Raw genomic sequence first — 14,170 nt, forward strand, 5'->3', positions numbered from 1 at the left:
TTGGTTTAGGTTTTTACCGTTCTATATTCTAATGCGTTATGATCTCGTGCGTCAGAACTAACCGCGTTCGCTATAGTTTATAGTGCATACTCAGCATAATCATATGCGCTGTGTAGTCATGGTTATTACTGCCAAAGCCAAGGATATTCCAAATAGCATCTGGGGTGATGTCGTTAGCGGCATCATTATCTAAGTACTTTTCAATTTTATAGTCTAACCGTAGCCCCATTTTGTCAGTCGCTTGATAGTGTGCATACAGATTAACATTATGTACTTTGGCAAAATAATCACCATAGTCACCGGTAATACCCTGCCTAACCTGTGTGGTGCTATCAGAATCTGAATAGGTGTAATCTAGGCCTAAGCGTAAACGGCTATCCATTAAGTTGTTGTAACTTAACCCCGCACCCATTACATCAATGACATCTTCAATATCAGCTTGCCACGTCGCAGTAGCGAAGTTACTGCTACCCGATTGAGCTGACTCGATAACTTGATGGTTATAAAATGCATTTAGCATAACATCGGCACTAAATATATAGCTTAAGTTAGCATCAAAACTGGTGTCTTTAGATTCAGTTAAGCCGATCGCGGTATTGGTATAGTCATCAAGCGCATAACGTACGCCAAAATCAATGGTTAACTCATCAATTGGAGTATGACTTACACGGGCTTCAACTTGGCTTCTGTCTCTGTCAGCAAGATAGTATTTACGCAGTAATTGATTCTGCTCTTGTGATGTCCATTCAGAAACTTCATAGTCTGAACCATCTCGTTGGCTAAAGCTGCCTTTTACCCACATGTCCCAATTGGCGACACTATTGACACGAATTCGCGCCCAAAGGTTATTATCGTCAGTGATTTCACGATCTTGATAGCTTCGCTCGTCACGTCTGAATTCATAACCCCCGTCTAATTTAATACCATAGTTGATACGATAATCGGCTCCTAATTTAGCGCGATGTGAAGTGTGATCATAAGGGGTATTATAAGCCACTTGACCGTTAACATTATTGATACTAATTTGGCTCCACTGTTCTACTTGAGTGTTGTTTTCTCTGTCGCTGTAATCATAACTGCCATTCACTCTTAACGTACGGCTAATTCTGCTGACGGCTTTTAAGTTCATTCCAGTGAGATCAACACTTGCATCCAATGACTCAGCAGGCAATTGATAACCGTAACCCGATGTGACAAATTGTTGATCTTGACTCATTTGCCCCATCATTAACCGACCAGATACCGCTGTGACAGAATCATTGAACTGACCCATAAGCGACACAGTATGGGCTTCATTATCGGGATCAAGCGCCATATAACCACGGGTTTGAGCGCCAAAAGTGGGATTAAAAACACTGTCATAACTTAATTGGTTGTTAGCATTTTTAAATGATGAACCATTGTAGTTTAAGCTAGTAAACCAATTATCGCCTTTAAGCTTAATGCCCGCTTCTAACGTATCAGTGGTGTAATCGACGGGCTCAGCAAGCATCATTGACTGGTTAAAAAAACTGCCTGAAGTTTGCTTTACGCCTGTTTTATCTTCACGTTGGTAATTCACAAAGGTAGTGAACAACGACTCCGTTTGGTATTCAATGCCTAACCCCGTTTTTTCGCGTTTAAGTGATAATTCAAGTGGATTAAGACTTGAGTAAAGCATGGGCATTTGTGAGCTTGCCCCAGCTGTTACCCAGTTGTCAGGTAAGGTTAAATCGTTACTGCCAACACCTTGGTAGGGTGTTTGTGCGGTATTCGTTTTATAACTAGCAATTGAGCGATAATTGAAATTTAAATTGTATGTGCCCAGTTTGCCAATATTAATATCAGCACGGCCATTGTCCATTCCGATATCGGTGGCGTCTACTTTGGCTCTATATCCCTGGTTACTACGATAATTTATATCTGCATCGAGCTTGCCTGCAAACTCGTTATCACTTTGAAAGGCGTTAGCTGACTTTATATCGCTTTCGCTGTTATAGCCTGCGCCCACACCAATACTGCCTGTAGTGACGGTTTCGACGGCACACCCTTTACAGGCCCATGCATCAAATTTTACATTGTCTGTATTGGCATTGGCTAAACCATAACCTCCGGCCATAGCGGTAAAGCTGGCTGGCGCTAATAAGGCGAGGGTAATTAAGTTTAATTTGTACTTCATAGTGTTAACTCCCTAGCGCTGTAATAGCTTGCCTGATGGATGGTTAGAACCATGTACCTGGCTGTGACAATTTAAGCAACTGCGTCCACCGGTAAATGCATTATCACCAACAGTAGAACCCATACCTGTATTACCTAAATAGGCATTACTTGCATGGCCATCGCTGGTATGGCATTGCTGGCAAAGTTGCGGTGCACGGGTTTTCAGCATGGCGTCATTCACACTACCGTGTGGATTGTGGCAACTGACGCAGTTTTCGGTTACTGGAGCATGCTCCCATAATTTGGGGCCGCGTTTTTCGGTATGACATTCGTAACAGGTTTCATTTACGCTTGGTTTGATTAAATCAGCATCAGCCAAGCTACCGTGTGGATTATGACAATCACTGCATGTCATTTGATTCCATTTCATTGGGTGGCTAGAGCGCTTGTGCATGTCGGTTTTTTGTTTAGTGTGACAGCTAGTACAAACTGCCATTTCAGTCTGTTTAGACAGCACTGGGTCTTTGGCGGTATGAACACTGTGACAAGAGGCACAAGAAACATCAGCATTATCATGGTGGCTTGTGTTCCACGACATACGTTTGTCATCTAAGTGACAACTCATACAGACACTGTTTTGCTTATCTGCTGGCAGGGTAGAGTTTGGACCAAAGGCGATCATTGGCTCTTTACCGCCTTTGTTATGGGCACCTTGCGGACCATGACAGGCTTCACATTGTAAGCCCGCCATTGGACTTTTGCTTGAATCAATCGCACCATGTACGCCTTTAAAAAGATCCATGACCTTTTCTGAACGTTTGTGACACATTAAACAAGAGTCTGCACCTTTAGGTGAGTATTTGCCTTCAGCAAATTTTGTATCTAAGGTCGCTTCCACTTCGGCAGGCGACATTTTTTCATCCCATTTTGCGGCACTCGCCGGGCTGGTTAACCCCATTAACAGCACCAGTGAAAACAAGGCTGATAACAAGGTTCTAGATGGTGTTTTGGTCTTCATAAGTCGACTTCCTAATTTGTCCATAAAAGCGCTAAATAACTAAATTATTAAGCGCATTGCCAATAAGTAAGGGGGAAGTGGTGAGCTTCTCCCTGTGGGCAAATTAAAACTTCATCGCTGCATGGTTTTCAATGCTGGGCACATGACAACCTAAGCAGAACTCAAGTTGCGCTGCGTCATTCGCTTCCTGATATGAACCATTCACAACGGCGCCTTGACCTTCAGCGTGTGCTTTTATTTCATCAAACCCATGACAAGATGCACAAGTGGCTGTAATTGGTGTGGTGTAAAGGCTACCACTGTAATTAGGGTTATCAGTGGCCAGTGCTCCCTTTACTTTGAATGCATCAAGGTTGAAGTCATTATGACATTGGGTACAGTCGCTAATAATAGCTTGTTCGCCATGTACGCTATGCAGCTTCATTTCAATCGCGCCCTTATTTGCACCAGAAGCATAAGTACCGTCAGGTGTATGACAAGCAACACAAGCATCGACACCAATAATGACTTTGCCATCAACTTCACGGCCTAACTGTTCAGTCATAACAAAACCTGCATGATGGCCTTTATGGATTTCAAAGGTTTCACCATGACAGTTTTGGCAAGTACTGAAACTAACCGAGTCAGTGTGGCGATAACTAGGTGCAGCCCCTGATAATGTTCCATAAGCTAATTCAGCTTTCATTGATGTTGTCGCTACGCCGTCAGCACAATCAATAGCCTGCATGCCGTTATTACACATTTCTAACCCGATCATAGTGAATGCGGTATCAGTATCACCGGCACCAAAAGGAAGTGAGGCGATATTAAAGTGTAATACACCATCAAGGATAGTGACCTTATCTTGCAGTAAACCACTGCTAACTAAGTCTTGGGTGACTTTTTTGTAACCCGTAACCAGGCTTGGGTTGTAGCCCATGATAGGGAAGTTAGGACCAAGGTTGGTGATAGTTTCCAGGCGCTTAATTTTGCTCACTAAGGTGCTAGCATCAACTTTAGTCCCATTAGCATCAAGTATGGTGACCGATAGTGTTGCCGATAAATCATTTGGGCCTGCTTTATTCGCAACCAAAGTTGCACTCATGCCATACATGTCAATAAAAGCGGCTTTTTGCGTAAATGGGCTAGTATGAATGTCTTCAGTCCAGCTAGCATTATGACAGGCAATACAGTTTGAGTTATCGAGTTGTTGTGAGTGACCATTACCCGCTTTAAAGTCAATATTAGTGTGGCAACTTGTACAGGTTTCCATGGTTGGAATACGTGACCAATTTTCCCATTCTGAAAGTGCCTCATCTTTAACATGACAAGACTGACAGTTATTGTCGATTAAATGCTCAGCAGCAGCACCTGTGTATTCTTTACCATTTTTATCGGTAAAGGTTTTTGATGTGTTATGGATGTTGTGAACCAAATGGTTCCACTGACTTTCCATTGACATTGAGCTGCTATGACAAGTGGCGCATGTTTCTTGGGTATAATAGTTGCTATGACGAGTGGTTAAGGGTTTATCTTCGGCGTGACAACTTGTACAGGTTGCATGTGAGACTATATTTTTTGTGTACTGTGCTTGATAGCCGTCACCGTCAAAATCTCTTACTATTTCTTTTCTAGGTACAGCCGTTACGCCGTCAAGTAGGGTGGAGCCTTGCCCGCCAGCGTAAACATTATAACGTTGAGTCAGCGCTTGGTTGTAACCTTGAACGTCGAATGTGAAAGTATAGTGGCCATTTTTCAGGTCAGTATAATTTGCGGTACCTGACACTCTAGCGGTGCGAGTCCATTGTGCACTGTTACCTCCTCCAGTGGCGCCTACTGGCGTTAATTGTGCTGCAGTAATACCTAAATCTTGTAAACCAATAATGGGCATATCTTGTTCGTTGGTTGCGAACACATTAACCACAGGTTTGCCATCGATATAGGTGACGCTAGTAACATCTAGGTTAAGTACTTTAATATCAGCTGCAGGCTCACCACCAGGTAATCCTGGGTTGCCCGGTTGCCCATCATCTCCACCACCGCAGCCTGCTAACGTTAATGATATTGCGACTAATATTAGTGCTATTTTTGAGTGTTTTATGTTCATCATATTTCCCTGCAAAGGTAAGACATATTCTTAACTGTCAGTATTTTTCTGCGTTTTACGTCAAAGCGTATTGTTTTCAGTTAAGTCGATGTTGGAAAACCTTGTTAATAATAAGATTACGTTATTAAAGTGAGTAAATCTTCATCGGTCTTTATATTGTGTGAAGCCGGTCAGACTATTTATAAAGTGGTAGGTGAATTATTCATATAGACACCAATAAAGGTAACGTTAGCTAGCAAAGCCGCTCTATAGAGCGGCTTAATTTTCACTTTCCGTTAACCGTTAATGACCGCCCCAATTTGAATGAGACCGAAGGATGCGAGCATCGGTATGACACGTTGAACATGTTTCTTGAACATTCATGGCTCCATAGTCAGCAGCAGGAACACCAAGTTGATTTATAGTGCCCACTACTCCACCATTACTTTCAATATGGCCAATTGTTGAGTTGTTTAATCCATAGGGCGGTAGGTGACAACTGACACAGGCTGCTGTTTGCGGTGAAACAACGAGTAAGCCACCATTGCTGTCTTTACCAAATGCGACAGGCGATGCCGTTGTTTTGATATTCTGAATTGAGAAGCCATCATCAGCGTGACAAGCTTGGCATTCTGTTTTCTTGAAGAATAAATCACCGCTTGAGTCGTAAACATAGTGCTTAGCATGTACCTTGATAGCTAAGTTTGAGTTTGATCGGGTGCCATTATGACAAGTTGCACATCCATCAAGATCATTTGAATAGCGATGAGTAATCTCAGTGGTATGGCATTGTTGACAGTCAGCCATTTTAGCGTGTTGCATGCGTGGCGATGAGTTAACAGGGCTGCCATCTAGGTTATAGTAGAAAGTATCTGAGGTAAGGTATGGCGCATATTGTTTACTTCTATCGCCATCTTCCTGGTTTAAGTCATCCACAACACAGTCCGCAATAATGCCTTTTTTAGAGCAAACGTGAAGTTGGCTGCTTAATGCTATGGTAGATTTTGCATCAATTAACGTTTTAATATTGAAACTCGTAGCGCTAATTAAAGCATTGATAGAACCATCACTTTGTTGAGTAAAGGTATTAATACCGACTTTTTGGTAGTTAACTAAAAAGTCATCGCCTAAAGTACCGTTGATCACAATCGCGCTATTAAAACCGCCATATTTGTAAGGGCGAGGGTCAATTTGCTTAAGGGTAACCAGTTCAGAGCCATGTTTAACAGTAAAATTAGCCGTGATAGATGATTCATCTGCAGCTAGCGTCATTGAGTTAAAGGTGACTTTTAGTGCCGATGCTAAGTGAGTACTGTTAAGTGTGTAGTGCGCATCTTCTGCACCACGACCACGGCCTTCGCCACCATGACAAGCTAAACAGTTTTTACCTTGCTGATGTGAAGCTTTTGTTCCTGCAGCTTTAGCCGCTGGGCTTGGGCTATGACAACTCCAGCAAGATGTGGTATCCACATCTGCTTTCCAGCCATCAGTTAGGTTGAAGTCTTGATTTGGGTTGTGGCAGGTTAAACAGTTGGATGTCATTTGCGGATAAACACCGCTACTTGAGGCATGTGAATTAGTATGGATACTATGAACCATACCTTTGATTGAGCCGTCATATGCATATGCTTCACCTATGACATTGCCGCCGGAATCTTTATCTTGTTTTAAATATCGGTTGTAGTCGGTATGGCAGAATGAACAAGCTTCTTCGGTATTATGCTTGCTACCATGCATTGACAGTTTGCCTGCTTGTCCTTCGCGGTGACAGCTTTGGCAGTCAGCGTTTGCAAGTATTTGCAGTGGTTTATCAACTTGCACATCGGTTGCCGGTACCCAATAGAAAAAGCTATTGTCGACCATAGTTTTTGATAAATTATTTGTTGTTTTTATTGATAAATAGACACCATTTGTCGTGTCGGCTACATAGTCATATTTGGCTAATGTATCGATAGTTTTATCTATTTTAATTGAGTAGCTACCATTATTGTTGTCAACAAAACAATCAGTGCACTGACTTTTTGTGCCATCAAAATAACTAGAGCCGGTAAAGTATCCTTCGCCTTTATCTTTATTAAAGTAACTTAACCAGATTTTACGCTCAGGATTAGGGTTAATCGTCTCATTTTCCCCCAGCTCTGTTGCAGCCCCGACACGACCAAAAGAGATAGTGGCAATATCTGTTTGAACAAGCCCTAAAATAGCGGCGCCGTTAGCATCGGTAAGATTGAAGCTGAGGGTAAGCCGTTTATTTTCGTCTACTTGTGCTGAAGTGATAGTGCTTTTGATATTGTTTGCAGATTTTATTGGTGTGCCAGTCGGGCCATCAATACCGTCCTCACCATCTTTACCATCGCTGCCACAGCCCATTAGTGCAAAGGAGAGTATCCCTGCACTAAAAACAGCTTTTGCTGTTGTATTGAAATTGAATCGTTTCATCATATTTCCCTGCTTATTTTATCACTTCAAATGTTAATCATTATAAAGTGTATGGTTTTTACCTGTGGACAGTGTAGCTAACCTCAAGCACTTGTTCAGCGTGATGATGTAAGAGTTGTGAACTATGTCAGACTATTCCTTTAGTGGTACTTTTTTTCGTGGTGATAATGGTTGCTTACGTGAGTTTTTTCAGCAAAAGACATCTACTTTTTGCCAACTACAGTTCCATTAGTAGAAACTGTTATGTAATAAATAGATTAGCAACATTTGCCAGATTTACGCTTTAAAGGTGAGTGTTTTTTAAGCTATTATCAATAACTGGGTGATGAGTCACACTTTGTAACTGGCTGATAAAAAATTAACTGGTAATAGATTGCATTACTGTTAATGGCGGGCGTATTTAAACGTAGTGTTAAGTTTTTTCTCAGATAAGAGGCTATTGTATATTGCGATTACTGAGCGCTTCATTATTTGCGTAGGTATTAAGTGATGATGAGAATTGTTGGCGGGGAAATGGTTTGGCTGTGTTAGGTGGCTAAAATTAGTGTGCCACTACAGTTCTTATATCTTAAATGAAAGAGTGAAATTGAGCGATCATTGTTCAAGTAAGACATTAAAGACAAAAAGACCAGATTTAGGGGTTGATTGCATAGGAGGGTTAAGGGATAATCCCCGTGTTCTAGATGAGTTTGTGTTTATATCACTTGTTTAGAAGTCTATGGTGACCCTAGGGTCCCCCCGCAATGATAACTTGTGAACTCGGCCAGGCCGGAAGGGAGCAACCGCAGCAAGCGACTCGTGTGCCGGGGTGTCGGCTCTAGGGGAGCCTCCAATATACTCCCCAAAAATAATTAACTTCAGTATTTAGCTTATTCATACACTTATGGTGCAGTCTTTCTAAGCTTTCTATATTACTCATTAAGCTCTATTAAATTATTCAGAGTGTCCTAACTGCACAATTGGTTCACTTGGCGCATTGTTATTCAGCTCCTTTTCCTCTTTCAATTTATTGTGTAAATTGGCTTTTAAAAATGCTCTTGAACGCTCTAAAGCTGTGTTTATTTCGTCCTTCATCTGTTTAAGCTCATTGTAATCTTCAAAAAAATAAGTGTCTACGAGATGTCGAATGTAGCGTACGGGTAACTGGTTTAACGTGACACAACAAAGATCTGCAAGATAATCTTCAGGCAATTCTTCCATTAAACCTTCATCGCGCAAGATTTCCAAAAGTAAGACTTCATAATAATTACGAAATTCTAAATGCATGATTTACTCCATTATGTATCGTGTTAGTTTTACCATTTATTATAGTAGAAAGAAAAACCATTTATCATTTAGTTTATTTTTACACCCAAACTTGGTTTGCTGCAATCAGCAATTGACTGTGCCTTTGGGTTAACTCATCTGGCTGGCGGCTATATCCGCCACCTATTACTGCAGCAACTGGAATGTTGTGATGCTTGGCTAGGGTTAATACTAGCTTATCTCTTGAGTGAATACCCTGTGTAGAGATATTGAAGTACCCTAAATCATCATCTTGATGAATATCAACGCCAGCATCATAAATAATGAGGTCAGGTTGGTGCAGTTGGATTAAATAGCCAAATATACTGTCAATGTATGATAAATACTCCTCATCAGAGCAGCCCTTATCAAGTTCAATATCATAATCGGAAAGTGGTTTTCTCGATGGGAAGTTTTGTTTGCAGTGAATTGAACAACTGATGATGTTGGGATTATCTTGGCAGAGTGTTGCTGTGCCGTCGCCTTGATGAACATCACAATCGAAAATTAACACTTTATCGACTTGTTGTGTTTCTATTAGGTGGCTAGCTGCAATAACCAAATCATTGAAAACACAAAAACCGCTGCCAAAATCATGGTGAGCATGATGGTAGCCACCTGTAAAATGCAACGATATTTGATATTTAAGGGCAAGTTGGCAGGTTAATAATGTGCCATTTACCGCATGTAAAGTGCGTGTTACTAAGCTTTCGCTCCAGGGAAAGCCTATTCTACGCAGTGCTTTAGGGTGAATGGAGCCATTGATAAACGTATCTACATAATCAGCACAATGTACTTTTTTTATCAGATCAATTGCTATTTTATCAGCTTGGTGGTGCATGCTTAGGCAAACTAAATGTTGCTCAATAGCGAACTCAAACAAGTTTTGATATTTGCTGGTTGGAAATCGATGGTGAGATGGTAACGCCAGCTTTGAGTAGCTGGCGTGATAAACAAAGGGGATTTTCATTAACGATTACAGTTGCTTTATAGCCCAGCCCATAAATTCTTTACGGGTTTTCTCATCGGCTTGTAACCACCAATACTGCAACATTTGCTCAGCTTGTGCTGCGCTAGTCGCTTTTGGCAAGTTATCTGTATTGAGTGGGTTAACAGTGACAGCTGTCGCGGCTACCGCTGGTGAAATCGTAGCTGGTGTTGTTGCAGCAGTATTCACGGTGAGATTGTTGCTTGTCGCATTTGCTGACATGGCATCGATATCTGCGGTTTTATTGCCACCGAATAAGTTAGCAAAAAAAGACGCTTCTTCAAGTTGGGTATTTTCTACCGAATAACTGACCGACCCCTTGTCTTGGCGAGTAATTATAATGTCAGGTTTTTTAGCAAAATATTTTGGACGTTTTACGACTTCACCTGTCGCTGGAGAAAGGGTGTAATTAAAATCTCCATCAACATTGAGGGTGACAATAAAAGGCGCTGATTTTATAAAGCTTTGACTATCGCTGAAATTATCTTGAACCATATCATGGTATCTAATGGCGATTTTATGGCTGCCAGTGGTTAAGTTTAAATCTGATTTATGTTTAAACGAATTTGTTTCTATCTGTTGACCATCTAAAGCCAAATATTCAAACGACATTGGAATGGTAAGATTAGCTGCCATCAGTGAGGTTGATGAAAGTAATGCTAAAATTGCACTGGTGGATACGAATGATTTCATTGTTGCTCCTTAACGATTTAAACTTTGGCGTGGTCGCTCAAAGTGTTGTATCCGCTCTTCAATATAGCTAATGGCTTGGCGGCATTTACCTAAACGACGATGCATTAAAAGAATGTCATTTTGCAATGTAATTTTGTCAGCAGCATGACATACCTCTAGGTTTGATTCCATCTGTTGAATTTTGAGTTCGATTTTTTTAGCCCAGTCAAAATGTTTACTCAACTCTTGATAAAGTTGATGACTGTTTTGCATGATGTTATTGGCAATCCACCCAAAGCCACTATCTTGTACAGATTGTTGTTTTTTAGCATATCGAGCACGATTACTGGCTTTTTTCTGCTCTGCAGATTTTAAGTTTAATCCTGTTGTCAGTAGAGCTCGTCTTAATGCGGTGAACCTATCTTGAATGCGCTGACAACTAAGTTCAATAGTGCTTTTAGCTAAGTTAAGGGTCAATTGTTTTTCTAATTGAGCGATATCTTTTTTTAGTTGCACAATGCAGGGGCTTAATTGAGCACCTTCTTGGATAAAAACGCTATGATTAAATCGTTCAACATGTTGCAGTGTTTTCTTTTGATGATCGCCTAATTGATTATCATGTTGCAGTGCTTCTTGTTCAATATGAGCAAGTTGTTGTTTCAGCATTAGGATTAATTGTTGGGTGTTCATGCCCAAGCGCTCCAAGCTAGATGGGTAGCAATTGATACCACAGAGATAATAAATAATGGCTTGATAAAGGGAATACCAAATCGAATCGCACTTCTCGCGCCAATAAATGATCCCGCCATCATGCACACTCCCATCCATAGGCCTAATAACCAATTAACTTGCCCTAAACTTGCAAAAATAATCAGTGCAGTAATATTACTGATAAGGGTCATTATTCTTGCTAAAGCGCAACTTTCTAGTAATGGCAACTTATGTAAAGAAATAGAGGATACCGTCCAAAAAGCGCCAATCCCAGGCCGGCAAATCCATCGTAACCTCCTAATATCAATCCCTGAATACCTTGACGTGAATTAGTGGGCGCTTTGGTTGGCGCAATAAAATGTTTACTGCCCATGGCCTTTGGGCTGAATAACGTGTAAATCGCAATACTGATGATAAGCAGTGGAAGTAACTTCTCAAGCCAACTTGAGTTAATTAAAAATACCAGCCCACTACCTAGTATTGCACCAACAAAAGTAGCAATAGCACAGGCCTTCCAAAATGCTGGCACAAATAACTGCTGCTTATAATAGGTATAGCTAGAGGTCACTGAGCCAAAACACGCGGCTAATTTATTGGTCCCCAATGCTAAGTGTGGTGGTATGCCCATGGTAAGCAAGGCGGGAATAGATAATAGTCCGCCGCCGCCGACAACAGCATCAATAAAGCCTGCAATAATTCCGATAACAGCCAATGCCGCAAGATGGCTTGGGTCTAACATTAATTCCAAGGAAATACCTACTCTATCACCCGCCGAAAGGGCGGCAATGCATCAATTAACGATTTACCGTAACGTTTAGTCACTAAACGACGGTCTAAAATAGTTACGCGCCCATAATCTTGTTCTTTTCGCAGTAATCTACCACAACTTTGGACTAACTTGCGCGAAGCATCTGGAATGGTGAGTTGTAAAAATGGATTACCACCTTTGACTTTTATATATTCAGCATGGGCTTGTTCAACCGGTGATGTCGGCACGGCAAAGGGCAGTTTGGTAATAATAAGGTTAGTGAGATAGTCACCAGGCAAATCCAGTCCTTCAGAGAAACTACCTGTGCCGAAAATAATGCTCGGTTTATCATCATCACAGCGTTGTTTATGTTGACTTAAAATTTGTTGTCTTGGCATAGTACCTTGAACGAAAAGTTGCTCACTAGGGATTTTCCCTTCAACTAATTCGACCACTTTGTCCATTTGCCAATATGATGCAAATAATACTAAAGACGCCATTTCTCCTTCAATTAAGGCAATGATTTGGCTGGCAAGTTCTGCGGTGTAATCATCATCTGTTGGCTCATTATCCATATGGGGAATAAAAAGCGTGGCATTATTTTCATAATCAAATGGTGATTGCAATGCTAAAAAGCGGCTGCCATCATTGATACTTAAACCAACCTGATGGGCAAAGTGATTGAAGTTATTAAGCGCTCTGAGTGTAGCACTGCACAGCACTACCCCAGCGGCCTTTTGCCATAACATGGATTCAAGCATAAAGCCGACTTCAATAGGTGAAGCACTGACTAAATAATCTTGTTGTTTACCGGTAATTAACTCAATCCATCTTGCGGTAGGCGCGCCTTTTTTATTGTCTTCTTTAGCGATCATTTTCCACACTTTATGCAGATTCTCTAATCGTTGCAGAATAAAACCTGTTTCAGACAGTAGGCCTTCAGATTGGTGTTTTGGGACTTCACCATCTTTAATTGCCTCAGACAAAACTGAAACCACTTTATTAAACTGTTTTAAGCCGCTACCTGTCGCCGTTGCGATGTTTTCAGCTTGAATGGTTAACGACTGGGGTAATTGACCGTGCTCAAAGCGCCATCTGGTTTCTGGGTTGGCAAAAAATTGCGGTTGGGTATCACAAAATTGAGCCACTTGATTAAGTAAGCTAATAATGTCGGTGATGTGATCAAGCATGGCTTGAACCAGGGCAATAATATTATTAGTTTTTAACTGGTTCTGCAGCTTGCTACAGGTTTTAGTTGCCTTGTCTAGCCAATCACATGCGCCACGTATAGTCGCCTGCCCGCTAGAGAAATCCCTTGCCACTATGGGTAAGTGATGGGCTTCGTCTATGATGTAAAACATATCTTCAGGCTCAGGTAAAATAACCCCTCCGCCTAATTCTAAGTCAGCAAATAATAAACTGTGATTAGCAATAAGCACGTCCCATGTGTCAACATCTTCACGGGCTTTATGGAAAGGGCAGTTATGGTGTGCAGAGACTTGGCGATGGCAGCTGTGTTTGTCGCAACATATTTGTTGCCATAAAAAATCTGGAATAGGCTCTTTTAAACTGTCGAGTTCACCGTTCCATTTTTTCTGGTGATAATCCTGATGTATTTTTTGCAGTTGCTCAACTTGGCTCTGATCTGGCTTAGTTTGCCACATCGCCATTTGCGAACTGTCTTGAGAGCCCATCATCCCCTCTAATTTTGCTAAGCAAACATAGCGTTGACGACCTTTCACTAAGCCAAATTTAAAATTTAAACCTGAATGCTGTAAAAAGAACGGCAAATCTTTATGTAGCAGCTGCTCTTGCAGTGCAACCGTTGCAGTAGCTATGCAGACTTTTTTCTTACTCGCGATACCTAATGGAATAGCACCTAAAAGGTAGGACAGTGATTTGCCAATACCGGTACCCGCTTCAACAACAATGATAGGGCGTTGTTTGTCATATTCACCGGCTAAAGTTTTAGAAATTTCTGCCACCATATAATTTTGTTCACGGCGTGAACGAAATTGTGGCATTGCCGAGGCAATGTCTTTATAGATGGTGCGAATTTGCGTTTTTACCTGGTCAGTGAGCATGAGTAGTTTTTATTCTGCGGTG

The 14,170-nt window shown here is 41.3% G+C and carries 9 protein-coding genes, 1 other RNA gene and 1 pseudogene; 1 reads left to right on the plus strand and 10 read right to left on the minus strand.

Features of this window, described 5'->3' with window-relative positions; translation table 11 throughout:
- Positions 1 to 70: 70 nt before the first annotated feature.
- The 4 genes from L0B17_RS07945 to L0B17_RS07960 all read right to left on the minus strand — a co-directional run bounded on the left by L0B17_RS07945 (position 71) and on the right by L0B17_RS07960 (position 7,664).
- Positions 71 to 2,158: an MtrB/PioB family decaheme-associated outer membrane protein gene (locus L0B17_RS07945; RefSeq protein ID WP_235089103.1), complete on the minus strand. Its 2,088-nt coding sequence runs from the start codon at positions 2,156 to 2,158 to the stop codon at positions 71 to 73.
- Positions 2,159 to 2,170: 12 nt separating this feature from the next.
- A complete protein-coding gene (locus tag L0B17_RS07950) occupies positions 2,171 to 3,157 on the minus strand; it encodes a DmsE family decaheme c-type cytochrome (protein WP_443019928.1) in 987 nt (328 codons plus the stop codon).
- A 103-nt stretch (positions 3,158 to 3,260) separates the two neighbouring features.
- On the minus strand, positions 3,261 to 5,246 hold the full coding sequence (locus L0B17_RS07955) for an OmcA/MtrC family decaheme c-type cytochrome (protein ID WP_235089106.1): 1,986 nt from the start codon (positions 5,244 to 5,246) through the stop codon (positions 3,261 to 3,263).
- 279 nt (positions 5,247 to 5,525) lie between these two features.
- Positions 5,526 to 7,664, minus strand: a complete 2,139-nt coding sequence (locus L0B17_RS07960) for a multiheme c-type cytochrome (RefSeq protein WP_235089107.1) — start codon at positions 7,662 to 7,664, stop codon at positions 5,526 to 5,528.
- Between the two features lie 724 nt (positions 7,665 to 8,388).
- Here L0B17_RS07960 and ffs point away from each other — a divergent pair.
- An RNA gene (gene ffs / locus L0B17_RS07965) (signal recognition particle sRNA small type) lies at positions 8,389 to 8,485 on the plus strand.
- A 109-nt stretch (positions 8,486 to 8,594) separates the two neighbouring features.
- On the opposite strand, the gene L0B17_RS07970 is transcribed toward ffs, so the two are convergent.
- The 6 genes and pseudogenes from L0B17_RS07970 to dinG form a co-directional block, all read right to left on the minus strand.
- A complete protein-coding gene (locus tag L0B17_RS07970) occupies positions 8,595 to 8,927 on the minus strand; it encodes a late competence development ComFB family protein (RefSeq protein ID WP_235089109.1) in 333 nt (110 codons plus the stop codon).
- 79 nt (positions 8,928 to 9,006) lie between these two features.
- The gene (locus L0B17_RS07975) at positions 9,007 to 9,915 is read right to left on the minus strand and encodes a histone deacetylase family protein (RefSeq protein ID WP_235089110.1); all 909 of its coding nucleotides are present in this window, start codon (positions 9,913 to 9,915) and stop codon (positions 9,007 to 9,009) included.
- A gap of 6 nt (positions 9,916 to 9,921) precedes the next feature.
- Positions 9,922 to 10,626 carry a DUF2057 domain-containing protein gene (locus tag L0B17_RS07980; RefSeq protein ID WP_235089112.1) on the minus strand — a complete coding sequence of 235 codons (705 nt, stop codon included), beginning with the start codon at positions 10,624 to 10,626 and terminating at the stop codon, positions 9,922 to 9,924.
- 9 nt (positions 10,627 to 10,635) lie between these two features.
- Complete coding sequence (locus tag L0B17_RS07985; RefSeq protein ID WP_235089114.1) at positions 10,636 to 11,295, minus strand: primosomal replication protein; 660 nt, start codon at positions 11,293 to 11,295, stop codon at positions 10,636 to 10,638.
- Positions 11,292 to 12,055 (minus strand): annotated as a pseudogene (locus L0B17_RS07990) (sulfite exporter TauE/SafE family protein). The gene L0B17_RS07985 and the pseudogene L0B17_RS07990 overlap by 4 nt, the downstream one beginning before the upstream one ends.
- A gap of 17 nt (positions 12,056 to 12,072) precedes the next feature.
- Positions 12,073 to 14,148 (minus strand): ATP-dependent DNA helicase DinG, encoded by a 2,076-nt coding sequence (gene dinG / locus L0B17_RS07995; protein WP_235089116.1) that lies wholly within the window; start codon positions 14,146 to 14,148, stop codon positions 12,073 to 12,075.
- Between the last annotated feature and the right edge of the window lie 22 nt (positions 14,149 to 14,170).

The organism is Shewanella sp. OMA3-2 (assembly GCF_021513195.1).
Taxonomy (GTDB): Bacteria; Pseudomonadota; Gammaproteobacteria; order Enterobacterales; family Shewanellaceae; genus Shewanella.